21 protein-coding genes are annotated in these 23,277 nt (G+C 72.9%); 15 read left to right on the top strand and 6 right to left on the bottom strand.

Features of this window, described 5'->3' with window-relative positions; all coding sequences use genetic code 11:
• Window positions 1–32: 32 nt before the first annotated feature.
• Complete coding sequence (locus ACLJOU_RS12525) at window positions 33–1,190, bottom strand: mandelate racemase/muconate lactonizing enzyme family protein (protein WP_410566785.1); 1,158 nt, start codon at window positions 1,188–1,190, stop codon at window positions 33–35.
• A 72-nt stretch (window positions 1,191–1,262) separates the two neighbouring features.
• On the opposite strand from ACLJOU_RS12525, the gene ACLJOU_RS12520 reads away from it, so the two are divergent.
• Genes ACLJOU_RS12520 through ACLJOU_RS12510 form a run of 3 tightly spaced genes read left to right on the top strand, consistent with a single transcriptional unit; the run spans window position 1,263 to window position 5,476 of the window.
• A complete protein-coding gene (locus ACLJOU_RS12520; protein WP_410566783.1) occupies window positions 1,263–1,988 on the top strand; it encodes a FadR/GntR family transcriptional regulator in 726 nt (241 codons plus the stop codon).
• A 48-nt stretch (window positions 1,989–2,036) separates the two neighbouring features.
• The gene (locus ACLJOU_RS12515) at window positions 2,037–3,461 is read left to right on the top strand and encodes an ABC transporter substrate-binding protein (RefSeq protein ID WP_410566781.1); all 1,425 of its coding nucleotides are present in this window, start codon (window positions 2,037–2,039) and stop codon (window positions 3,459–3,461) included.
• Entirely contained in the window at window positions 3,458–5,476 is a 2,019-nt protein-coding gene (locus tag ACLJOU_RS12510) for an ABC transporter permease subunit (protein WP_410566779.1), read from the top strand. Before ACLJOU_RS12515 ends, ACLJOU_RS12510 begins: the two co-directional genes overlap by 4 nt.
• A 9-nt stretch (window positions 5,477–5,485) precedes the next feature.
• Here ACLJOU_RS12510 and ACLJOU_RS12505 read toward each other — a convergent pair whose 3' ends face one another.
• Both ACLJOU_RS12505 and ACLJOU_RS12500 read right to left on the bottom strand, forming a co-directional pair.
• Entirely contained in the window at window positions 5,486–6,226 is a 741-nt protein-coding gene (locus ACLJOU_RS12505) for a ribonuclease activity regulator RraA (RefSeq protein WP_410566777.1), read from the bottom strand.
• A gap of 46 nt (window positions 6,227–6,272) precedes the next feature.
• Window positions 6,273–7,166, bottom strand: coding sequence for a TIGR03620 family F420-dependent LLM class oxidoreductase (locus ACLJOU_RS12500; protein WP_410566775.1), 894 nt, complete (start codon window positions 7,164–7,166; stop codon window positions 6,273–6,275).
• A gap of 96 nt (window positions 7,167–7,262) precedes the next feature.
• Here ACLJOU_RS12500 and ACLJOU_RS12495 point away from each other — a divergent pair, with 96 nt between their 5' ends.
• The 6 genes from ACLJOU_RS12495 to ACLJOU_RS12470 all read left to right on the top strand — a co-directional run bounded on the left by ACLJOU_RS12495 (window position 7,263) and on the right by ACLJOU_RS12470 (window position 13,527).
• Complete coding sequence (locus ACLJOU_RS12495) at window positions 7,263–8,138, top strand: LysR family transcriptional regulator (RefSeq protein WP_410566773.1); 876 nt, start codon at window positions 7,263–7,265, stop codon at window positions 8,136–8,138.
• A gap of 147 nt (window positions 8,139–8,285) precedes the next feature.
• The gene (locus tag ACLJOU_RS12490; protein ID WP_410566771.1) at window positions 8,286–9,140 is read left to right on the top strand and encodes a MerR family transcriptional regulator; all 855 of its coding nucleotides are present in this window, start codon (window positions 8,286–8,288) and stop codon (window positions 9,138–9,140) included.
• 219 nt (window positions 9,141–9,359) lie between these two features.
• Window positions 9,360–9,839, top strand: a complete 480-nt coding sequence (locus ACLJOU_RS12485; RefSeq protein WP_410566769.1) for a TspO/MBR family protein — start codon at window positions 9,360–9,362, stop codon at window positions 9,837–9,839.
• 273 nt (window positions 9,840–10,112) lie between these two features.
• Window positions 10,113–11,246, top strand: coding sequence for an LLM class flavin-dependent oxidoreductase (locus tag ACLJOU_RS12480; RefSeq protein ID WP_410566767.1), 1,134 nt, complete (start codon window positions 10,113–10,115; stop codon window positions 11,244–11,246).
• Window positions 11,243–12,532 carry an LLM class flavin-dependent oxidoreductase gene (locus ACLJOU_RS12475; RefSeq protein ID WP_410566765.1) on the top strand — a complete coding sequence of 430 codons (1,290 nt, stop codon included), beginning with the start codon at window positions 11,243–11,245 and terminating at the stop codon, window positions 12,530–12,532. The genes ACLJOU_RS12480 and ACLJOU_RS12475 overlap by 4 nt, the downstream gene beginning before the upstream one ends.
• A gap of 77 nt (window positions 12,533–12,609) precedes the next feature.
• On the top strand, window positions 12,610–13,527 hold the full coding sequence (locus tag ACLJOU_RS12470; RefSeq protein ID WP_410566763.1) for an ABC transporter substrate-binding protein: 918 nt from the start codon (window positions 12,610–12,612) through the stop codon (window positions 13,525–13,527).
• Window positions 13,528–14,100: 573 nt separating this feature from the next.
• Here the strand turns inward: ACLJOU_RS12470 and ACLJOU_RS12465 are convergent.
• Window positions 14,101–14,910: an alpha/beta fold hydrolase gene (locus tag ACLJOU_RS12465; protein WP_410566761.1), complete on the bottom strand. Its 810-nt coding sequence runs from the start codon at window positions 14,908–14,910 to the stop codon at window positions 14,101–14,103.
• Between the two features lie 98 nt (window positions 14,911–15,008).
• Between ACLJOU_RS12465 and ACLJOU_RS12460 the strand changes: the two genes are divergently transcribed.
• Window positions 15,009–15,398, top strand: a complete 390-nt coding sequence (locus tag ACLJOU_RS12460; protein ID WP_410566759.1) for a winged helix-turn-helix transcriptional regulator — start codon at window positions 15,009–15,011, stop codon at window positions 15,396–15,398.
• Between the two features lie 62 nt (window positions 15,399–15,460).
• Here ACLJOU_RS12460 and ACLJOU_RS12455 read toward each other — a convergent pair whose 3' ends face one another.
• A complete protein-coding gene (locus ACLJOU_RS12455; RefSeq protein WP_410566757.1) occupies window positions 15,461–15,985 on the bottom strand; it encodes a hypothetical protein in 525 nt (174 codons plus the stop codon).
• Window positions 15,986–16,409: 424 nt separating this feature from the next.
• Here ACLJOU_RS12455 and ACLJOU_RS12450 point away from each other — a divergent pair, with 424 nt between their 5' ends.
• The 5 genes from ACLJOU_RS12450 to ACLJOU_RS12430 all read left to right on the top strand — a co-directional run bounded on the left by ACLJOU_RS12450 (window position 16,410) and on the right by ACLJOU_RS12430 (window position 21,928).
• The gene (locus ACLJOU_RS12450) at window positions 16,410–17,258 is read left to right on the top strand and encodes an SCO6745 family protein (RefSeq protein WP_410566755.1); all 849 of its coding nucleotides are present in this window, start codon (window positions 16,410–16,412) and stop codon (window positions 17,256–17,258) included.
• Between the two features lie 109 nt (window positions 17,259–17,367).
• Window positions 17,368–17,940: a VOC family protein gene (locus ACLJOU_RS12445; RefSeq protein ID WP_410566753.1), complete on the top strand. Its 573-nt coding sequence runs from the start codon at window positions 17,368–17,370 to the stop codon at window positions 17,938–17,940.
• Between the two features lie 68 nt (window positions 17,941–18,008).
• Window positions 18,009–18,143 (top strand): hypothetical protein, encoded by a 135-nt coding sequence (locus ACLJOU_RS12440; protein ID WP_410566751.1) that lies wholly within the window; start codon window positions 18,009–18,011, stop codon window positions 18,141–18,143.
• Between the two features lie 81 nt (window positions 18,144–18,224).
• Complete coding sequence (locus ACLJOU_RS12435) at window positions 18,225–20,975, top strand: ATP-binding protein (RefSeq protein ID WP_410566749.1); 2,751 nt, start codon at window positions 18,225–18,227, stop codon at window positions 20,973–20,975.
• Window positions 20,976–21,061: 86 nt separating this feature from the next.
• Entirely contained in the window at window positions 21,062–21,928 is an 867-nt protein-coding gene (locus ACLJOU_RS12430) for a DUF3592 domain-containing protein (protein WP_410566747.1), read from the top strand.
• Between the two features lie 169 nt (window positions 21,929–22,097).
• Here ACLJOU_RS12430 and ACLJOU_RS12425 read toward each other — a convergent pair whose 3' ends face one another.
• Window positions 22,098–23,276 carry a mandelate racemase/muconate lactonizing enzyme family protein gene (locus ACLJOU_RS12425; protein ID WP_410566745.1) on the bottom strand — a complete coding sequence of 393 codons (1,179 nt, stop codon included), beginning with the start codon at window positions 23,274–23,276 and terminating at the stop codon, window positions 22,098–22,100.
• Between the last annotated feature and the right edge of the window lies 1 nt (window position 23,277).

The following is a 23,277-nucleotide window of genomic DNA, read 5'->3' as shown; positions in this document are numbered from 1 at the left end:
GGCGGCTCCGGTCCGGTGACCGGAGCCGCCACCTACTCGAAGATCCCGTAGCCGGCGACGGCGTGGGCGCGGACGCCGTCCATGTCGAGTTCCACCCCGATGCCGGGCGTGTCGGGCAGCGTGATGTAGCCGTCCTTGACGATCGAGCCGCTGCCGTCGGGGGCGTGAACGTAGCTGTCCCACACCGCGCGCTCCTCGAGGGCGTGCCATTCCTGGACGAAGAAGTTCGGGATCGCCGCGCACTGGTGGGACGTGGCCATCGTGCCCAGCGGCGTCGACACCAGGTGCGGGGCGAACGGGATGTAGTGCAGCTCCGCGAGGTTGGCGATCTTCTTGGCCTCGGCCAGGCCGCCGCACTTCGGCACGTCCGGCTCGATGACGTCCACCGCGCCGCGCTCGAGCAGCTCGCGGAAACCCCAGCGCAGGTACAGGTTTTCGCCGGCGCAGATCGGGGTGCGGGTCTGCGCGCGCACCCGCACCAGCGCGTCGACGTTCTCCGCCGGCAGCGGCTCCTCGAGCCACATCAGGCCGAACGGCTCGAGCTCCCACGAGATCCGGCACGCGCTCGGGACGTCGTAGCGGGCGTGCAGGTCGATGGCCAGGTCCACGTCCGGTCCGATCGCCTCCCGGACGGCGGCCACCCGCTCGACCATCGAACGCAGTTCGGCGGCGCCGATCGTGTGGTTGAAGGCGTCGAGCTTGGCGGGGTGGTGCAGGTCGTCGATGTCGAACTTGAGGGCGGTGAACCCTTCGGCGACCATCCGCTGCGCCCGGTCGACGCACCCGGCGACCGAGCCCGCCGGGTCGTCGCCGTCGCCGCAGTCGGCGTAGAGGCGGATCCGGTCGCGGAACTTCCCGCCGAGCAGCCGGTGCACCGGCAGGCCCGCGGCCTTGCCCGCGAGGTCCCACAGCGCCAGCTCGATGCCGGACAGCGCGATCACGAACACCCCGCCCTGTGACCCCGCGAAAACGTTGCTGCGGCGCAGTTTCTCCCAGCACCGCTCGACGTTGCGCGGGTCCTCGCCGACCAGCAGCGGCGTCAGCGTTTCGATCACCCCCACGACGGCGGCCGCGCCCGCGTCGGGATTGGCCTCGCCGAACCCGCTGAGGCCCTCGTCGGTGTCGATCCGCACCAGGGTGGCCTGACCGTGGTAGGCGACCACCGCCGTCGTGACGTTCACGATCCGCATTGCTCTCCCGTCGCCGGGTGGTGCGTATGAACGGACTAATGCGACGTCCCACTTGTCCGATAAGCTGATGACATGCCAAGGAGACAAGAGTCTCCGGACGCTGTCAAGGTCCGGACCCTCCCGGTGCAGGTGGCCGCCCACCTGACCCGGCGGATCGTCAGCGGCGGGATCGAAGAGGGCCGCGCCCCGTCGGAACTCGAGATCTCCCAGGAGTTCGGGGTGTCCCGCGTGGTCGCGCGGGAGACGCTCAAGATCCTCGCCTCACTGGACATCGTCGACATCGCGCAGGGCCGCCGCGTCGTCGTGCGCCCGCGCGCGGAGTGGGACTACCTGAGCCCGCTGCTGATCGAGTGGCTGCCCACGGAGATCGTGGCCGAGCTGCTGCAGGAGCTGCACCAGACGCGGGTGCTGCTCGAGCCGGAACTGGCCGCGATGGCCGCGGCCGGCGCCACCGGGGCGACGCTCGGCCGGCTCAAGGGCGAGCTCGACCGCATGGCCGCGCTCGAGGCGGATCCCGACGCCTACCTCGAGGTCGACCACGAGTTCCACATGGAGATCTGCCGGGCGGCCGACAACCGCATCCTGGACCGGATCATGTACTCCGCGCGCTGGCTCGGCACGGCGAGCCGGCGCGTCACCAACGAGGCGCCGGCCGGGCTGCACCGCGCCACCGCCGAACACGCCGAGATCTACGAGGCGCTCGTCGCCCGCGATCCCGAAGGTGCCCGCGCGGCCATGCGGCGGCACCTGAGCAACAACTACTCCACGCTCCTCGCGGAGCAGCGAAGCAAGCGCTAGCGCACTGCACGACCGAGATCCGGAACCAATGACGAGGACGGACGAGGCATGGCAGAGAAATCGGAGTGGCCGAGACGTACCTTCCTCGGGGTGAGCGCGCTGGGCGTGCTCGGCCTCGCCGGGTGCGCGAGCGGTCCCGCACCCGCACCCCAGGTCGACGTCCAGGTCCCCAAGGCGCTGCTCGACCAGGCAGCGGCGCTGCGGGGCGGCTCGGTGGGGATGCTTTCGCAGAAACTGTATTCGGAAGCCGCCAACAAGGCACTGGACAAGTTGCTGCAGGTGTTCGCGCAGGCCACCGGGACCACGATCCGCAACGACCTCGTGTCCGGTGACGCCGGTGACATGGTCGCGAAGATGGACGCCGAGGTGAAGGCGGGCACCAACCGCGACTTGGCCTTCCTGAGCGACCGGCGGTTCGTCGGCCAGCTCCACAACCTCGGCGCCCTCACCGATGTCACCGACGTGGTCGCGGACATGCGCGCCCTCTACGGAGAACCCGCGACGGAGGCGAACAACTACTGCGTGTTCGACGGGCGCTGGTACGCGATCCCGTACCACTTCATCGCGACCGGGATGTACCTGCGCAAGGACTGGTACGCGGAGAAGGGGCTCCCGCTCAAGCCGTACTACTCGTGGGAAGAGCTGCGGGACAACGCCTTGGCGGTCTCCGACCCGGCCAAGCGGCGCTTCGGCTGGGGGCTCACGGTGAACCGCTCCGGCGACGCGAACGGCTTCATCGCCAACGTCATCAACACCTACGGCGGCGCGATCGCCGACAACACGGGCACGAAAGTGGTCTTCAACTCGCCGGAAACCGTCGCCGCCGTCACCTTCATCGGCGACATCTACACGAACCCGAAGTACGCGCCGATGCTCCCGCCCGGAATCGGCAGCTGGACCGACTCGAGCAACAACGACAACTGGCTGGCGCAGATCCTGGGGCTCACGCTCAACCAGTTCAGCGTGTATGCCGACTCGAAGACCAAGAAGAACCCGGTCTACGCCAACACGCACGTGTTCAACGGTGCCACCGGACCGGCGCTCGACCGGCCGCTCGCGTACGGCGAATCCAACTCGTTCGTCGTCTTCAAGGGGGCGAAGAACCCCGCGCTCGCCAAGCTGGTGGCGAAGTTCATGGCCGGCGGGAGCGCGCTGCTCGGCGTCGCGAAGGAAGCACCGTGCCTGGTCAACCCCTCGTGGGACAAGGTGTGGGACTCCGATCCGTACTACACGACCGGCGATCCGGCGTTCGCCGCGCTGCGCGAGCAGACCCGCGCCCAGCTGCCGGAGAAGACCAAGACCGGGTACGCGTTCCCGCAGGCCCCCAGCCCCGGCGAGCAGGCCGCCACCGCCGCCTACCTGCTGACCGACATGATGCAGTCGGTCATCCAGGGCACCCGGCCGGCCGACGCGGTCGCCGCCACCCACGCGCGGATCGTGCAGATCTTCGAACAACAAGGCTACCGGCAATGACCGTCCTGCGTCCGAAGAGGACGCCGACGGCGCCGGTCCGCCCGGCGCCGTCCGCGTCGTCCTCGCGCACGCCGGCGCAGCGGCTGCTCGGCCGCGACTGGCGCCTCGCCGCGGTGTTCACCGGGCCGACGCTGGTGCTCGTCGCGGGCCTGATCCTCGTCCCGATCGTCAGCTCGGTCGTCACCAGCACGACCGAGCGCCACGGTGCCGAGACGGTGTTCGTGGGGCTGGACAACTACACCGCCCTGATCGGCGACGCCGTGTTCCACCGAGGGGTGCTGAACTCGTTCGTCTTCACCGGGTACGCCGAGATCTTCAAGGTGACCTTCGGGCTCGTCGCGGCGCTGCTGCTGCACCACCTGCGCCGCGGCCGGGCGATCGTCGCCGCGGTGATCCTGCTGCCGTGGGTGATCCCGACGGTCGTCACGGCCTTCACCTGGCGCTCCTTGCTCGACCCGATCTTCGGCAGCGTCAACGTCCTGCTCACCGACACCGGCATCGGGCCCGCTCTCGCGTCCCTCGGGCTCGTCGACCGGTGGCCCGCGGAGTGGCTGTCCGACCCCGCGCTCGCGATGCCGTCGGTCATCCTCGTCAACGTCTGGAAGGGGATCCCGTTCTTCACGGTGACGTTCCTCGCCGGGCTCAAGGCCATCGACGGCCACCTCCACGAGGCGGCGATGGTGGACGGCGCCTCGCTCTGGCAGCGCTTCCTGCACATCACCCTGCCGGGCCTGCGTCCGGTCATGATCGTGACGGTGCTGCTGTCCTCGATCTGGACGTTCAACAACTTCGACCTGGTCTGGCTGATGACCCAGGGGGGGCCGGGGGACGCCACCGCCCCGTACGTGATGGTGGCCTACTCGAAGGCCATCCAGCAGCTGCAGCTGGGCGCGGGCGCGGCGGTCACGCTGGTGATGCTGCCGGTCATCGCCGTCCTCGTGGTGCTCCTCGTGCGGGTGATGCGGCGCAGCGACCTGCCGGGCGCGGACGACCTCGGGCGCCGCCGGCTGACACCCCCGCAGCGCCGGGCGCTGCCGTGGGTGCTCGCCGCGGTGTCGGTGCTGGTGCTGGCCTGGGCGGCACCGCGAATAGCCTGGAAAGCCGCGCTCGTGCTGGCGGTGTTCGTGGTGCTCGCGGCCCTCGTCGGCCGGCTCGTTTCCGCGCTCGCCGCGCGGGGCAACCGGGTGGCCGCCCGCGTGGTCGGCGGCACCGGCTCCGGGGTGGCGCTCGTGGCCCTGTTCGGGTTCGTGCTCGCCCCGCTCTACTGGATGACGGTCACGGCCTTCAAGTCCGACGACCAGATCGTCGCGCGCACCGGCGACCTCTGGCCGGCGCCGTGGACCACCGAGCAGTTCACCAACCTGTTCACCGGCCGCGCGTTCGGCACCTGGTACGTCAACACGATCCTGGTGTCGGTGGCGTCCACCGTGATCGCCCTGGTCTGCGCGGCCTTGGCCGGCTACGCGCTGGCGCGGCTGAAGTTCCGGGGTTCGGAGAGCTTCACGGTGACGATCCTGCTCACGTACGTGATGCCGGGTGCGTTGCTGTTCATCCCGCTGTACCGGCTGGTGAGCGGAATCGGGCTCAACGATTCGCTGTGGTCGCTCGTGCTCGCCTACCCCACGTTCACGCTGCCGTTCGCGACGTGGCTGCTCGTCGGCTACTTCAAGTCGATCCCGGCCGACCTCGAGGAGGCCGCGCTGGTCGACGGCTGCACGCGGTTCGGGGCGTTCCGCCGGATCGTGCTGCCGCTGGCCAAACCGGGCCTGCTGGCGGTCGCGCTGTTCACGCTGACGAACGCGTGGAACGAATTCCTGTTCGCCTTCGTGTTCATCACCAAGGATGACTACAAGACGCTGCCCGTCGGCATGCAGTCGATGATCTTCGGGGACGTCGTCCCGCAGGGGCAGCTGGCCGCGGCGTCGCTGCTGGTCAGCATTCCGGTCGTGCTCATGTACGGGTTCGGGCAGCGGTTCCTGACCGAGGGCCTCACCGCGGGGGCGGTGAAGGGGTGAAGGCCCGCGTCAGGCCCCGCCCTGCTCGGCGCGCCACCGCTCGTACTCGGGCCGGGCCTCCTCCGACAGCGGGTAGTACCGCCGCAGGTCGCCGCCCTCGGCCAGCCGGATCCGGGAGAACTCCTCCCAGTCCGCGTGTTCCCGCGTCACCGCCACCAGTGCGGGTGCGAGCTCGACCGGCACCACCACCGCCCCGTCGTCGTCGGCGACGATGATGTCGCCCGGCTCGACGAGCGTGCCGCCGCAGGCGACCGGCACGTTGACGGCGGCCGGGACGATGTCGGTCTGGGCGTGGAAGTTCGGGGTGGCGCCCCGGATCCACAGCCCGAGGCCGAGCCGCTTGGCCTCGCCGATGTCCCGCAGGCACCCGTCGACCACCACGCCGGCCCCGCCGCGGCCCTTGAAGTAGGTCAGCATCATTTCGCCGAACACCCCGCTGCTCATGTCCCCGCGCGCGTCGACGACGATCAGGTCGCCGGGTCGCGTGTGGTACATGACGTGCCGGTGCAGCTGCTTCTCCGGCTCGGCGTATTCGTCGGCGGGGTAACGGTCTTCCCGCTTCGGCAGGAACTGCAGCGTCAGCGCCGGGCCGGCCACGCGCACGCCGGGCGTCACCGAAACCGGGCCGCGGATGAAGGCGCTGCGGATGCCCATGCGGCTGAGCTCCGCACTGGCCGTCGCACTGCCGACGGCCGCGAGGGCCGCACTGAGCTCGGCGGGCGGGCGAACGATGTCGTGCGTCTCGACCACGTCCGTGGCTCCCCTTGAGAGTGGTGGCGAACTGCTCGATCCGAGCCTAGCCCGCCGAGCCCGTTCCCGGGGCCGGTGCCGGGGCACCGGCAGCCGGGACCGGACGCCGCGCGGGACCGGCAGGCAGCTCATCGGCGATCGCGCGCAGCACGCCGATCGGATCTTCGCCGATGGCGTGCACGCCGACCTGGTCCGCTCCGGCGGCCAGTTCCGCGCGGATGCCCGCGGCGATGGCCGCCGCGTCGCCGTGCAGGACCAGGGCGTCGACCAGCCGGTCGCTGAACGGGTCGGTGAGGTCCTCGTCGGTGAAGCCGATCCGCCGGAGGTTGCCGGCGTAGCCGGCGACCCCCAGCATCGGGCGCAGCGCCGCCCGGCCGGTCTCGCGGGCCCGTCCGGCGTCGGTGTCCAGCAGCGCGCCGTGGCCGGGCACCACCAGCTTGGCCGGGCCGAGGACCTGCCGGGCGCGCCGGGTGTGTTCCGGGGTCACCTGCAGGGTCAGCGTGCCCGCGGCGCGGTCGGCCGCCAGCCGCAGCATCTTCGGCCCGAGCGCCGCCAGCAGCACGCGGTCGGCGGGCACGCCGACCGCGGTCAGTGCGTCCAGGTAGCCCGCGATCTTCGCGAGCGGGGACGTGTACCCGGCGTCGAGTTCACGGTGGCCGGCGCCGATGCCGAGGAGGAGCCGGCCGGCGTGCCGGCCCGCGATCCGGTGGTAGGACTCCGCGACTTCGGCCACGTCCGCCCGCCACACGTTGAGCACGCTGGCGCCGACGAGGATCCGGCTGGTGGCGTCGAGCAGCCGTTCGGCCGCCAGGAGGTCGGCGGGCGGCGACGCGGCCAGCCAGATCGCGCCGTACCCGGCTTCTTCCAGTGCGACGGCGTCCGCCGCGGTCGCCTCGGCGGCGGTCAGGTAGGCGCCGAGCGGTCCCGGTTCGATGGTCATGATCGCACTTCAGCACCGGCCGGCGCCGCGCACCAGCACCAACTTCGACGTGCTGCGATAAGCTCGCCTTATCGTCGAGCCGACCAGGCGGGGAGCATGGAGCTGCGGGCACTGCGGTACTTCGTCACCGTCGCCGACGAGCTGCACTTCGGCCGGGCCGCCGAGCGGCTGCACGTCGCCCAGCCCGCCGTCAGCCAGCAGATCGCCCGGCTGGAGCGGGAACTCGGGGTCCGGCTGCTGGACCGGTCACCCCGGCGCGTCCGGCTGACCGCGGCCGGGCAGCGGGTGCTCGCCGCCGCACGCAGCACGCTCGCCGCGGCCGGCCAGGTGCAGGCCGCGGCGAAGGAGGTCATGACGACGGTGCGCATCGGCACCGCCGCGGGGCTGACCGCCCGGCTCGAACGCGGCATCGACGCGCTGCGCGAGCGGGCGCCGGAGTTCGACGTGGTGCTGGTCGATCTGCCGGTCGAGGCCCGGCTCAACGCACTCCGGCAGGGTGAACTCGACCTGGCGCTGGCTCGCGGCGTGCGGTCCGCGCCCGGGCTCGCGGTGCGGCCGGCCTGGACCGAACGCCTGTACGCGGTGGTGTCCCGGCACCACCCCGCGGCCGGCCGCCCGGCCGTCGGCCTCGCCGAGCTGGCCGGGGACACGCTGCGCGTGCCCGCCCGCGAGCACGACCCGCCGCTGCACGACGCCGTCGTCGTCGCCCTGCACGAAACCGGGCTGTGCCCGAGGGCGGGCCGGTCGACCGGCACGCTCCAGGACACGATCGTCGAGGTCGGCTCGGAGCCGCGGAGCTGGACGGTGCTCCCGGCGGACCAGGTGGCCGAGATCCGCTCGACGCGGGTCCGGGCGATCCCGCTCGAGCCGGCGATCACGATCCCCGGCAGCGTCGTCGTGGCCGCGGGCACCTCGGGGTGCGCGGCGGAGTGCGCGGTGGCCGCGTTCCGCGACGAAGCCGCACTGTCCTGAGTGGATCGCCTGAATCCGAGATGCAACAGCGATGCAAACCCCGCCGCCGAAGACAATCGTCGCCAGAATGGCTTTGCAGTCCCGAACGCCGACGGTCGCCTAGGGGTACCGTGATGCAGAATCGGTTCAACGGCGGCGGGAGACCGAGTGAGCAGACCACCACCCGAAGGGCGCTCCCTCGGCTCGGCCGAGGTGGCCCGGAACCTCGGCGTCTCCCAGGTGACGCTGCGGACGTGGGAACAGCGGTACGGCATCGGCGCCTCGGCTCGCGAGGAGAACGGCCGGCGGCGGTACACGCCCGAAGACGTCGACCGGCTGCGGCGGATGCGGGCACTCCAGGCGCAGGGCACCCGGGCGCGCGAAGCCGCCCGGCTGGTGCTGTCCCGGTCGGCGGCGGGGACGACCGTCGAACTGCGGCGGCAGCGGATCGCCGAGGCCGCCGGACTGCTCGACGTGGCCACCATGGGCGACCTCGTCGACGACGCGCTCGCGAGCCTCGGCGTCGCGAAGTCGTGGACCGGGGTCGTGGCGCCGGTCCTGCGTGCCATCGGCGAGCGCTGGGCGGAGGCCGGTGACCGCGACGCGATGGCCGCCGAGTGGGCGCTGGCCGCCGCGGCCTCGGCGGCCCTGGACCGGTTGCGGACCCCGGCGCCCCCGCGGGCCGGCCGGGGGCCCGCGCTCTTCGTCTGCGGCCCGGCCGAACGGCACGAACTGCCGGTTAAGATGCTCAGCGCGGCGCTGGGCGACGACGGCGCGCCCGCGATGTTCCTGAGCGGGCTGGTCTCGGTCGACGTCCTGCGGGTCGTGTCCGGCCGGTACTCGCCCAGCGCCGTGGTGGTGTGGTCGATGACGTCGCCGTCCGCGGACGTGCGGACCCTGCGCACGCTGCACGCGGAGGGCATCCCGGTGCGCCCGGCCGGCCCGGGCTGGCGCGGCCTGCCGACGGTGGGGGAGCCACTGCCGCCGTCCTTCCCCGACGCCTTGGCCGCGCTGGGCGGCTGACCGCGCCACCGCCGGCGCTCGAGCCCTTGGCCGGCGTGGTGAGTAAATTCATCGGTCGTCCCGGGTTCGACCGGGCCACCGGGAGATCGGTCCGGCAACCAAACACGCGCTTTGCATCGAGTATGAATCGACCATACCCAGCGTTCTTCCGAATCGTCTCGTATGCTGTTCCTCGGCGCAACGACTGTGCATCGATCATCCGACCGCAGGAGAACCGGCATGACGACAGTGCCCCGGTCCACCCCGGCACCGCTGGCCTTGGTCGGTTTCCTCGCCGCGGTGAGCGCGGTGGCCGTCGTCGGCAGCCTGGCCGCTACGCGGTCGCGTGCTGTCTACACCGGACTCGTCCAGCCGGGCTGGGCCCCGCCCTCCTGGCTCTTCGGTCCCGTGTGGACGGTGCTGTACCTGCTGATCGCCGTGTCGGGCTGGCTGTACTGGCGGGCGGGCGGCACCCGCCGCGACTTCACCTGGTACGCGGCCGGCCTGGTGCTCAACGCGGCGTGGACGCCGCTGTTCTTCGCGGCCGGTGCGTACACGCTGGCGCTGGTCGAAATCGTCGTGCTCAACGTCGTGCTCGCCGGCACGCTGGTGGTGTTCCGTCGGCGGTCGGAGGTGGCGGCGGCGCTGCAGCTGCCCTACCTGGCCTGGACGCTCTTCGCGACGGCCCTCAACGCGGCGATCGTGCTGCTGAACCGGTGACCGCGGCCGGTGCGGGGGCGGTCTGCGGTGGCTCTGGTTTGAACCCGCCGCGGACCTGGGCCACCGGAGTCCGGTGACTTGCCTCCAGTCTGGCCCGGTGACGACCGCCCTCGCCAGGGCCGGAAGGCCGTGACCGGTTCTGCCACTCGTTCGGGTGATACCGAGCGAGCCGAGGGCCGCGTCCGAGGCTGCCCGGCCGGTGGGACGACTTGACCGCACGGGGGCCGTGATCGGCACGATGACCGCGTTCGACGAAGCGGACGGAGCGACCCGATGAGATTTCAGGTCCTGGACATCCTGCCCCACCTGACGAACCCGGTGACCGGCCGCCGGGTCCGGCCCGACGAGCGCTTCGCCCAGGCGCTCACGTCGGCGCGTCGCGCGGAGGAGTTCGGGTTCGACGCCGTCGCGCTCGGCGAACGGCACGCGGGGCATTTCCTGAGCAGCGGGGTGACCGTGCTGCTCGGGGCGATCGCGGCCACGACCAGCCGGGTGCGGATCCAGACCGGCGTGTCGGTGCTGTCCCTGCACGATCCGCTGCGGGTGGCGGAGGACTACGCCACCGTCGACCAGCTGTCCCGCGGACGGCTGGAACTGGTGATCGGCAAGGGCAACGAACTGCGCCAGCTGCCGATGTTCGGCATCGAAGACGGCGACCAGTGGGACGCGCTGGCGGAGAAGTACGAGCTGCTGCGGCGGCTCTGGCGCGAGGAGGACGTCACCTGGTCGGGCCGGTTCCGTGGCCCACTGGACGCGGTGACCAGCCTGCCGCGGCCGTTCGCCGGCGCGCCCCGGGTCTGGCACGGCTCGGCGACCACGGTGACGTCGGCCGAGCTGGCCGCGAAGTGGGGTGACCCGCTGTTCTCCGCCAACGCGATCCAGCCGCGGGACAACTACACCGTCCTGATCGAGCACTACCGCAAGCACCACGCCGGGCACGGCCACGACCCGCGGTTCGCCTTCGTCGGTGCGGGAGCGGGCTTCCTGTACCTGGCCGGCACCACGCAGGAGGCGCGGGAGGCGTTCGGCCCGACCTACGAGAAGATCGTCGCGTTCTTCAACCAGCCGGGCAACCACACCCCGGGCAACGCGATGGAGTTCCCGACCATCGACGACGCCATCGAGCGCGGGCCGGTCCTGGTCGGGAGCCCGCAGCAGATCGCCGAGAAGATCCTGTGGTGGCACGAAGCCTACGGCCACGACCTGCAGTCCTTCAGCCTGCCCACGATGATCCCGCACGAGCAGCAGCTCGACATGCTCGAACGGTTCGCTTCGGAGGTCGTGCCCGTCGTCCGCGCGGCCGCGCCGACGACACTGTGGACGGACGACGACCCGTACGGTGGACGCCCCGCGGTGCACGGGCGTACCGTCCCGGACGCGGCGACCGTCCTCGAAGGAGCACTGTGACCGGGAAATCCCTGCACTTCAACGCCTTCGTCTGGCCGAACGGCTACCACGAGTCCGCGTGGCGGGTCGTCGACGACGACGTCCGCGGGGTGCTGGGGCTGCCGTACTACGCGGACATCGCGCGGACCGCCGAGCGCGGCCTGCTGGACTCGGTCTTCCTCGCCGACAACATCGCCATCGCCGAGTACCGCGTCACCCACCTGCCGCAGACGCAGTTCGACCCCGTCTCGGTGCTTTCGGCGCTGGCCGCGGTCACGGAGAAGATCGGGCTGATCGGGACGGGCTCGACGACCTACAACAAGCCGTGGGAACTCGCGCGCCGCTTCGCCACCCTCGACCACCTCAGCGGTGGCCGCGCCGGGTGGAACATCGTCACCACGATCACCCCGCTGGCCGCGGCGAACTTCGGCGAGCAGGCGCATCCCGAGCACGCCGACCGGTACGAACGCGCGCACGAGTTCGTCGACGTCGTCACCCTGGTGTGGGACAGCTGGGACGACGACGCGATCGTCGGCGACCGCGAGCGGGGCGTCTGGGCCGATCGCGGGAAGCTGCACGCGCCGCGGTTCCACGGCCGGTTCTACGACGTCGAGGGCGTGCTGCCGTTCCCGCGGTCGCCGCAGGGGCGGCCGGTGCTCGTCCAGGCGGGACAGTCGGCCGCCGGGATCGGGCTCGCCGCCCGGTATGCGGAGCTGGTGTTCTCCGGACCGCCGTCGCTGGCGGCGGCGGTCGAGTTCCGCGCCGAGCTCGACGCCCGGGTCCGCGAGGCGGGCCGCGATCCCTCGCGGGTGCGTGTCCTGCCCGCCCTGATGGTGACCCTGGGCGGCACCGAGGCCGAGGCGAAGGCCCGGGCCCGGCGGCTGGAGGAGCTGGCCAGCCCGGAGTTCCGCTGGCAGAACGCGCTGTACACCGCGGGCCTGGACCCCGACGCGTTCGACCCGGACGCCCCGCTGCCCGCCGAACTGCGGGCCGAGGGCGGGTCGAGCCGGCTGCGGCAACTGGCCGCGGCGGCCCGCGAACGTCCCGGTGCCCCTTTGCGCGAGATCGCGGCGCGGATCACCGGGGGAGCGGGGCAGGTCCACTTCGCCGGCACGCCGGAGCAGCTCGCCGACCACATCCTCACCTGGCAGGACGCCGGGGCCGTCGACGGGTTCACGATCATGGGCTCGACGCTGCCCTACGAGCTGGCCGCGTTCGTCGACCACGTCGTGCCGATCCTCCAGCGCAAGGGGCGCTTCCGGACCGAGTACACCGGTTCGACGCTGCGTGAGCACCTTTCCGGGTGAATCCCGGAATGTGGTTTCTGTCGGTGGGGCTGGCTAGGGTCCTGTCCGTCCGATCTCGACGACAGGAGTGTGGGGACGTGGGCTGGACCCGGAACATCCGAGTGGCCGCGCTGGTGGCGGTGGCCGCGCTGGGCTTGACGGCGTGCGGGGGCGGAGACGAGAAACCCGCCGCGCCGGGCAAGGGCGGGGCGCCGATCGTCGTCGCGTCCTTCAACTTCACCGACAGCCAGATCCTCGCCGAGATCTACGCGCAGGCGCTGGAGGCCAAGGGGTATCCGGTGGCGCGGAAGCTGAACCTGGGGTCGCGAGAGCTGATCTACCCGTCCCTGAAGTCCGGTGAGCTGCAGTTCATCCCGGAGTACCAGGGCTCGGCGATCTCCGCCGGGTTCGGCAAGGAACCGGTGAAGGACGCCAAGGGCGAGCACGAGCAGCTGGCGAAGCTCCTGGAGCCCAACGGCGTCGCGCTGCTGGACTACGCGCCCGCCGAGGACAAGAACACCTACATCGTGAAGGCGGACCTCGCGAAGTCGAAGGGCCTCGCGAAGATCAGCGACCTGAAGAAGCTCGACAAGGTCGTCCTGGCGGGCGGCCCGGAGTGCGAGAAGCGGCTGACGTGCTTCAAGGGCCTCACGGACGTGTACAAGCTGACGAACGCGAGCTTCCAGACGGTCCAGGAGCTCGGGCCGCGCGTGCAGCAGCTCGATTCCGGCGCGGTGACGGTCATCCCGGTCGACTCGGTGAGCCCGCTGGCGGGTGACGCGAAGTACACCGTGCTCGAGGACGACCTGGCGATGGTGCCGACGGAGAACGTGGTGCCGGCGGTGAACAAGAAGGTGCTGGACGAGCGAGGCGCGGACTTCAAGTCGGCGGTCGACGCGGTGAGCGCCAAGCTGACGACGGAGGGCATGCGCGGCCTGAACAAGCGAGTCGACACCGACGGCGAGACGGCCGCGGACGTGGCGAAGGATTGGCTGTCGCAGCAAGGCTTGCGCTGAGGCTCCGGCCGCCAGCCGGAAGTCCGGCGCAGTCTCCGGCGAGGTGAGGTGGCGGTCGGTTTTTAGTCACGCGGCGCAGTTCTCACCCGGCCCGGCAGTGGGCGTTTGAGGTTGTTCCCGGAACCTCGCGGCCTCTGCCGGGCGGGGCGGCTCTTGCCGCAGGGCTTGAGCTGAGGCCGTTGGCCCGGTGGGCGATCGCGTGTCTCCCACGGCACCTCGCGGCCTCTGCCGGGCGGGGCGGCTGTGGCCGCAGGCCTTGGGTTGAGGCCGTGGCCCGGCTCCGGCGGGAGGCCTCGGGCGGAGTGGGTGGGCGCAGTTCTCAGGTGGCGAGGGCGGTGGTGCGGCGGAGGTGGAGTGGCGGGCGGCTTCGAGTCACGCCGCGCAGATCGCTCACCGGCCCGGCGGTGGGCGACCGCGTGTCTCCCACGGCATCTCGCGGCCCCCGCCGGGCGGGGCGGCTGTGGCCGCAGGGCTTGAGCTGAAGCCGTTGGCACGGTGGGCGATCGCGTGTCTCCCGCAGCACCTCGCGGCCCCCGCCGGGCGGGGCGGCTGTGGCCGCAGGGCCTGAGCCAGTCAGCCGGCGGCCAACAGCGGCAGGAGTGCGTCCGGGCGGTCCAGCGGGATGATGTGGCCGCAGTCCTCGATGAGGTGGGTGGTGAGGTCGTCGGCCACCGGGCGCAGCTGGTGTGCGAGGGCGTTGCCCACCGGGTGGGCGCCGATCGCCACCGTGGGCACGGTGAGCCGGCCGGTCGCCGTGGCGGCCGCGAGCTGGGCCGCGCTCTCGGGCATGGCCCGGTAGTGGCCGAAGGCGCACCGCAAGGCTTCCTGGCCGGTGTACGCCTCGGTGAAGTGGCGGCGGATCGCGGGCGGCACCCCGCGGCCGCGCGTGCCGGCGTCGAGGAACCAGCCGAGGTACTCCGCCTCGTGGCCGGCGAGGACCGTCTCGGCGAGACCGGGCACGGCGTGGAACCCGAACCACCACGGCGGCCGGAACTCCTCGGCCCCGGGCAGCCCGCCGAGCAGCGACTCCATCAGCACGAGCCGGCGGACCCGCTCCGGCCGCCGCATCGCGAGCAGGAACGCCGGTGGGGCGCCCGCGTCGATGCCCACGACCGTCGCAGCCGGCTCGTCCAAGGCGTCGAGGAGCGCTTCGGCGTCGGCGGCGAGGGTGCCGGCGTCGTAGCCGTCGCCGGCGCGGGTGGTCGCCCCGAGACCACGCAGGTCCGGGGCGATGACCCGGTGCCCCCGGGCCAGGTGCGGGAGCACCGCCGTCCACAACCGCCACGTGTGCGGAAAACCGTGCAGCAGCAGGAAAGCCGGTCCGTGGCCGGTGACGGCCACGTTGATCTCGATGCCGTTCGCCGTGACTCGCTGCTCGCGCACGCCGCCTCCTTTAGGGTTACCATTGGTTACCAGCTGAGGTTAGGTAACCGAAGCGACCCGGCCAAGACGGCACTTTCCCGACAGGTGGTGAGCTCCAGGTGACCCCCTCGCCCAAGGGCACGCGCGGCGACCTCTTCGACCCCGCCTGCCCGACCCGCCGGCTGCTCGACCGGATCGGCACGAAGTGGACGTCGATGGCGGTCAAGGTGCTGGCCGAGGCGGCGCCGGACGAGGTGCGGTTCGCCGAGCTGCAGCGCCGTATCCCCGGCGTCTCGCAGAAGATGCTGTCGGTGACCCTGCAGAACCTCACCCGCGACGGCCTGGTCGAGCGCCGGGTGGAGCCGACGGTGCCGCCGAAGGTGCACTACCGCCTCACCGGCCTCGGCTACTCGCTCGAGGTCCCGCTCGCCGCGCTGCGCACCTGGGCGGAGGAGAACATGCCGGCGATCGACCGGGCGAACGCGGCCGCCGAGCCCGTCCGGCCGTAGGCCGTTGCCGGCGAAGCGGGCACGCGTGGGCCGGCGTCCGGACGCCGGCCCACGCGCGTCGGTCAGGAGATCTTGAACGAGCTGGCGCGGTCGTTCATCGAGCCGAGGTCGGCGGACTGGTCCAGCCACCCGGTGGACGTACCGGTCGCGTTGCTCCCGTCGAACAGCTTGATGTCACAGTGGTTGTAGGTGCGGACCGAGCTGACCAGGTCGGCCGCGGTGCCGAGGTTGCCGCCGCCTTCGTTGTCCGTCGTTCCCGACGTGCAGCCGACGTGGTAGGCCGGGTTGAAGATCACCACCTGCGAGCCGGTGAAGCCGGCGCCGTAGTACAGGATGCCGACCACGAGCCCGTCGCCCGGCGTGCCTTGCTGGCAGCCGAAGGTGTTGTCCCGGACCGCGCAGTACAGGGTCGAAGCCACGCTTTCCGGGTGGGCGGCGGTCAGCTCCGCCACCGTGACCGGCGTGGCGCTGCCGACCGCCTCGACCCGCATCTCGTGCGGCGCCGCCCCCGCCGGACCGGCGGCGGCCAGCAGCGTCGCGGCACCGGCGGCCGCTCCGGCCGCGCAGCGCTTCCAGGAAACGTTCATTTCGGGTGCCTCCCTCGTCATGAGCCCGGCTTTCCGTGCTCTCGCGGCCGCGGGCGCAACCGCGTCGGGGGAACGCACCGCCAGAGGAACCGGTTGAGCACCCACGGCCGCGATCACCCGATCGAGGCGGCGGGTGGCACCGGTTTCCGCGCCATCCGAGAGCTGGCGAGCGTCGGCCTGGTCGGGGCCGAAGTCGGGTGGTGGACGGGTGTGGCGTGTTGCGCACCGGCTTCCGCGCCACTCGTGAGCTGGGGTGAGCTCGGCCTGGTTGGGCGGAAGGCGGGTGGTGGGCGGGTGTGGCGTGTTGCGGCGCGGACTTCGGCCGCCAACTTGCGACGCCGCCGGGCCCGCGCCACCCCGACCCAGCGGCCCGGGTGCCGTCGAAGACGGTCACGCCGTACCGACCGGATGGTATGTTGCCCGCGTGATCGAAGCGGCGCGCCGGACCTGGCGAGTGATCGAGCCCTACCACGGAATGATCTACTTCGCCCCGGAAGCCGCGGCCGCCTACCGGCAGCTCGGCCTCGGCGGGCGGGCCGGCTACTTCGCGTCGAGGTCCGCGGCGCTCGGTGCGGTGCCCGCCCCGGTCGTCGTCGCGACCTTCTACAACTTCAACCCGGTTCTCGTCCGGGAGTCGATCGCCGCCGCCTGGTCCGCCACCGATCCGGCCGCCGTCCTCGTCGCGCGGTACGCCGCGGCCGACCAGGCGCTGCGCAGCGTCCTCGGCGACGCCGTCGGCTCGGACGGGATGCGCCGGGCCGCCGCGCTCCTGCGTGAGGCCGCCGAATCGATCGACGGCGACGTCACCGGCCGCCCGCTCTTCGCCGCCCACGCGGCCCTGCCGTGGCCGAGCGAACCCCACCTGGTGCTCTGGCACGCGCAGACGCTGCTGCGGGAGTACCGCGGCGACGCGCACGTCGCCGCCCTGCTGACCGCCGGTCTCAACGGGATCGAAGCCCTCGTCACCCACGCCGCGTCCGGTGCGGTTCCCGCCGGGACCCTGCGCACCTCCCGGTCGTGGTCCGAAGAGGAGTGGAACCGGGCCGTCGACGGCCTCCGCGAGCGGGACTGGCTCACCGCGGAGGCAGACCCGGCCTTCACGCCCGCGGGCGCGGCCCGCCGGGCGGAACTCGAGCGCGTGACGGACGAGAACAGCACGGCGCCCTACGCCCACATCGGCGAGTCCGCCTGCGCCGAGCTGCAGGAACTGGTCCGCCCGTTCAGCCGGGCGCTCGCCGGAAAGTTCATGCCCTGGGTGCTCGCCCGGCAGTAGCGCCCGGGACCGGACCAGGGTGTCTCCCTGGGGCGAACGGGGGCCGCCGAGGGCCACTCTGGGGGTCGAGCGGCGAACCCGCCGCCGACAGACAGAGGAGCTGCCCGTCATGGACATGAAACTCGAAGTCGTGGTCCTGCCCGTCGCCGACGTCGACCGGACCAAGCACTTCTACAAGACCCTCGGCTGGCGCGAAGACGCCGACATCGTCTTCGGAACCTCTAGGGTGGTCCAGCTGACCCCGCCGGGGTCGGCGGCGTCGGTCCACTTCGGCACCGGCATCACCGACGCCGCCCCCGGGTCCGTGCGCGGCACCTACCTGGTCGTGGCCGACATCGAGGCGGCACGGGCCGAGCTGGCCGGGCACGGCGTCGCCGTCAGCGAGGTGTTCCACCGCGACGAGACCGGCGCCTTCGCCCCGGGCGTGCACCCCGACCACGGCACCTACGGCTCGTTCGCGTCGTTCAGCGACCCCGACGGCAACACCTGGCTGCTCCAGGAGATCACCACCCGGTTCCCGGGACGCGTCTCCGGCGCGACGTACGACTCCACCGACGAGCTGGAGCAGGCCCTGAAGCGGGCGGCCGCCGCGCACGGCGAGCACGAAAAGGAAACCGGGCAGTACGACGAGCAGTGGCCCGCCTGGTACGCCCGCTACATGACCGACCACCAGGACGCCTGAAACCCGTGCACACCACCAGGCCGCCCGAAGGCGGTGGGCACCCGACATGCGCGAGCCAGGGCCGGCCGATGCCGTCCGGAACGTCAGGCCGGCTCCACCGCGGCCGGCGTCGGCTGCTGGGCCGGCGGCTCCTCGGCGGGGAGCCGGCGAAGACGGCGCAGGCCATCGAGGCGCGGCACGCGGAGGCGCGCGACGACGTGTGATCGGCCGGGACGGCGCTGCGCTACTGTTCGATCGCCCGGCACCCTCGTCCCGCCGTCGCCGGCCGGCCGTGGGAGGTGCGCATGCCGGGGCGTGGACCGGCGCTGATCGGACGGGACAGCGAATGCGCCGCGCTCGACCGGCTGCTCGCCGACGCCCGGTCGGAGCGGGGCCGGGTGCTGGTCCTGCGCGGTGAGGCCGGGATCGGCAAGACCGCGCTGCTGGAGTACGTGCACGCGCAGGCGCGGGACTTCCGCGTCGCGCGCGCCGCCGGCGTCGAATCCGAGCAGGTGATGGCCTACGCCGGGCTGCACCAGCTCTGCGCGCCGTTCCTCGACCGGCTCGACCGGCTCCCCGGACCCCAGCGCGAGGCGCTCCGCACGGCGTTCGGGCTCGATTCCGGCGCCCGCCCGACCCGCTTCCTGGTCGGGCTGGCGGTGCTGACGCTGCTCGCCGACGTGGCCGAGGAACAGCCGCTGCTCTGCCTGGTCGACGACGTGCAGTGGCTCGACCGGATGTCGGAGGTGGTCCTGGCCTTCGTCGCGCGCCGGCTCCTGGCCGAGCGGATCGTGATCGTCTTCGCGCTGCGGGAAACCGGCCGCGAGCTCGACCTGGCCGGGTTGCCGGAACTCCCGGTCGGCGGGCTGGCGGAGCCGGAGTCGGCCGCACTGCTGGCCTCGGTGCTCAAGGGACCGGTGGACGGCCGCGTCCGCGACCGGATCCTCGCCGAAACCCACGGCAACCCGCTGGCGCTGCTGGAACTGCCGCGCGCGTGGACGACGGCCGAGCCGGCCGTCGGCTTCGGCCCGCCCGGGACGGTACCGCTGGCCGGGCGCATCGAAGACTGCTTCGTCAAGCAGCTGGCGCCGCTGCCCGCCGACACGCGGCGGCTCCTGCTCATCGCCGCCGCCGAACCCCTCGGCGACGCCACCCTGCTCTGGGCCGCGGCCGGCGAGCTCGGCCTCGGCGCCGACCCCGCGACCGCGGCCGAGGCGACCGGGCTGATCGAGTTCGGCCGCCGGATCCGGTTCCGCCACCCGCTGGTGCGCTCGGCGGTCTACCGGTCGGCACCGGCCCGGGACCGGCAGGAGGTCCACCGGGCACTGGCGGCCGTGACCGACCCGGACCGCGACCCCGACCGCCGGGCCTGGCACCGCGCCCAGGCGACCGTCTCCCCGGACGAAGACGTCGCCGCCGACCTCGAACGCTCCGCGGCCCGCGCCCGGGCCCGCGGCGGCCTGGTCGCCGCCGCCGCGTTCTTCGAGCAGGCGGCCCTGCTGACGCCCGAACCCACCCGGCGCGCGGACCGCGAACTCGCGGCGGCCGCGGTCAAGCGCGACGCCGGTGCGCTCGAAGAGGCGCTCGAGCTCCTCGACTCGGCGTCGGCCGGACCAGTGAACGCCGCACGGGCTGCCGAGATCGAGCGCCTGCGCGGGCAGATCGCCTTCGACCAGCGGCGCGGCGGCGACGCGGCCCGGCTCCTGCTGGGCGCGGCGGAGCGGCTCGCCCCGCTCGACGCGAACCGGGCGCGGGAGACGTACCTGGAAGCCCTGGCCGCCGCCCTCTGGGCCGGTCCGGAGCCCCGCGGTCTCCTCGCGGCGGCCCAGGCCACCCGGGCCGCGCCCCCGGCGCCCGTGCCACCCCGCGCCGTCGACCTCGTCCTGGACGCGCTGGCCACCCGCTTCACCGACGGCCTCCGGGCCGCGGCGCCGCTGCTGACCGGGGCACTGGCGGCGGTCCGCGCCCTCGACGTCGAAGCCGAAGACCCCGGGCGGGTGCTCTGGTTGCTGGGCAACCGGGCCGGCGGCATGATCGCCACCGAAGCGGCGGACTTCGCGGCGGCGCGGGCGTTCGCCGAGCGGCAGGTCCGGCTCGCCCGCGACGCCGGCGCGCTCGTGCAGCTGCAGTTCGCGCTCAACTTCCTCGCCGTCAACGAGCTGCTCGCGGGGGAGCTCACCGCGGCGGCGGCGTCGGTCGAAGAGGACCGCGTGATCGCCGGCGTGACCGGCAACGCCCCGGTCGGCTACGCCGCGATGCTGCTCGAGGCGTTCCGTGGCCGGGAAACCCAGGCGCTCGAGCTGTTCGAGGAGACGGCGCGCCAAGCGTCGGCGCGCGGCCAGCTCCGGCTGGTGACGTTCGCCGACTACGGCCGGGCGGTGCTGTACAACGGCCTCGGCCGCCACGATGCCGCCCTGGCGGCCGCTCGCCGGGTGTTCGACCTCGACGTGGTGGGCTTCCAGGGCCTCGTCACCGCCGAACTGGCCGAGGCGGCGTCCCGGACCGGCGACGAAACGCAGCTCCGGGCCGCGGCCGGACGGTCGGCGGAGCGCGCCGGGGCGGCCGGGACCGCGGAGGCGAAGGGCCTGGACGCCCGGGTGCGCGCACTGGGCAGCGCCGACGCCGACGACCTCTACCGCGAGTCGATCGCCTGCCTCGAGGCGACGACGCTGCGCGTGGACCTCGCCCGCAGCCACCTGCTGTACGGCGAATGGCTGCGCCGGGAGGGCCGCCGCGTGGACGCCCGAGCGCACTTGCACACCGCCCACGAGCAGTTGTCGGCGATGGGCCTGGCGGCGTTCGCCGAGCGCGCCCGGCGGGAGCTGCAGGCCACCGGCGAGACCGCGCGCAAACGCAACGCCGAGCCGACCGGTGAGCTCACCGCCCAGGAGTTCCAGATCGCCCGCCTGGCCGCGGAGGGCTACTCCAACCCCGAGATCGGCACCCGGCTGTTCCTCAGCCCGCGCACGGTGGAATGGCACCTGCGCAAGATCTTCACGAAGCTCGGGGTCAGCTCGCGCCGCCAGCTGCGCGACACCGCCCTCGCCGGTGCGTGAGGCGCGCACCGGCTGCACCACGGCGTGACTTTCCGGTTGCGTCACAGGCGGCGCTGCGTGGCCCGAAACCGGCCTACCATGGCGCGATGGCGACGGGGGAGCACGCGTTCGGCAGACCGACTCGACGTCGTCCTCCTCCGCCGCCCTCGCCGCCGGCCGGGCCCGCGGTCGCCGAGCGCGACAGTGGATTGCCGACCGGACATCCGGATCCGGAGGCCGCCGCGCCGGGATTGCGGCGGCTGCGGGCCGGCGGGCGGCGCTGGACGTTCGCGCTGCTGGCCGCCGCGGCCCTGATCGGCGGGTGCTTCGCGGTGCAGCACGAGCTGGACCGGGCCGCCGACCTGTTGCTGCGCACGGGCGTGCACAGTGACGGCACCGTCCTCGCGGTCCGGCGCAAGTCGAAGGCCGGGGCGTTCATCGAGGTCGGTTACGTGTTCGGCGGCGCGCCGAAGCGGGTCTGGATCGACCACACCTCCGATCGCGAGTACGCGGTCGGCGACCACGTCGTCGTCGCGACCGACCCCGCCCGGCCGGCCCGGGTCCGCACCGCCGACGAACCCAACGAGGACCGGGCCACGAGCAGCGCCGCCGTCCTGATGCTCATCGCCGGCGTCGTGCTGTTCCCGGTGGGGGTGGTCCGCCGGATCCGCTGGGGCCAGCGCCTGGCCGCCGCCCGCCGCACGGGCTGGTACCCGGCGGAGGTGACCATCGCCCCGCACCGCCGCCTGACCGCCGCCGACCACCACCCGCCGGACCTGCGGATCACCTACCGCGACGGACCCACCATCGACGCCCGCGGCGCGCACGCCTACGGCGTCGCCGAACTGGCGGACCGGCCGCGCCGGGCGGTCTGGGTGGCGGGGACCGGAGATAACCTGGCCGTGCTGTTCCCGGCCGGGGTCAAGGGAAAGCGGCCGTACCTGGTCCCCGCCAGGGTCGTGCCCGACCGCTGAGAGCGGACCGGCTCCCGACTCATCCGCCGTGTCGACCCTCCGATCACGCGTGTCGACCCTTTGATCACGCGTGTCGACTCTCCGATCACGCGTGTCGACTCTCCGATCACGCGTGCCGGCGCTCCGATCACGCGTGTCGACCCTCCGATCACGCGTGCCGGCGTTCCCGTCACGCGAACTCCGCCGGTGCGCGGTCGCCGTTGTTCGTCGTCGGCAGCAGGTGGAAGCCCGCGCGGTCCGGGCGGATGTGGGAGCCGCCCGCGGACGGGTCCGGGACGCGGTGGCCCGCGGCCTTGATCGCCGCCTCGTCCAGTGCGATGCCCAGGCCCGGGCTGTCGGCCAGGATGAACGCGCCGTCGGCTACCTCGTGGGCCACCGAGACGCCCACCGGGGGGCGGAGGTCCTGCAGCTCCGTCACCAGGTGGTTCGGCACGGCCGTCGCCGCGTGGACCAGGCCGACCGGGGTCGTGCCGATCGGGCTCACCGGCAGGTCGTGCGCGTGCGCCAGCGCCGCCACCCGGAGGAAGTGGGTGATGCCCCAGCCCGCCGCCGTCTGGACGACGTCGACCGCGCCCGCCGTGATCAGCGGGCGGTGCTGCTCCAGCCCCGTCAGGTTCTCGCCGGTGGCGATCGAGGCGCGGACGCCGTGGCCGACCGCCGCGTGGCCGGCCACGTCCCAGCGCCGCACGGGTTCTTCGATCCAGGTCAGGTCGAAGGACCGCTCGAGCTCGCCGACGTGCCGGACGGCCTGCTTGCGCGTCCAGTTCTCGTTGACGTCCAGCATCAGGCCCGGCCGGGGACCGGCGCCGGCTTCGACGAGGACGTCGCGGACCAGGCCGAGGCGGTGGTGGTCGCGGTCGATGTCCAGGCCGCCCTTGAGCTTCGCCGCGCGCAGCCCGTGGCCGGCGTAGGTCCGGTACAGCCGGGCCAGCTCGTCGTCGTCCAAGGCGATGTCGAGACCCGACGCGTACGCGGGCACCCGGCGGTCGCGCCCGCCCAGCAGCCGCCACAGCGGTTCGCCCGCCAGCTGCGCCTTGATGTCCCACAACGCCGTGTCGAAGGCGCCGATGGTGCCGAACACCGCGCCGGCGTGCCCCGCCTTGAACGTCCGCCGCAGCATCCGGTCGTAGAGGGCGATCACCCCGCGCGGGTCTTCGCCCTCGATCGCGGCGAAGACGGTCTCCGCCAGCACGTGCGAACCCAGCCCGACCCCGCTGACGCCTTCGTCCGTTTCGACGACGACGATCGGGGTCCGGACGATCCCGCCGGCGTGGACGCCGTTCGCGTCGCCGATCGGGCGGCCCCAGTCCTGGACGGTCGTGAGGGCCCGGAAACCAGTGATGCGCATT

Origin of the sequence: Amycolatopsis sp. cmx-4-61 (assembly GCF_046548775.1) — a bacterium.
Lineage (GTDB): Bacteria > Actinomycetota > Actinomycetes > Mycobacteriales > Pseudonocardiaceae > Amycolatopsis.
This window is presented reverse-complemented; position numbering and strand designations above follow the sequence as displayed.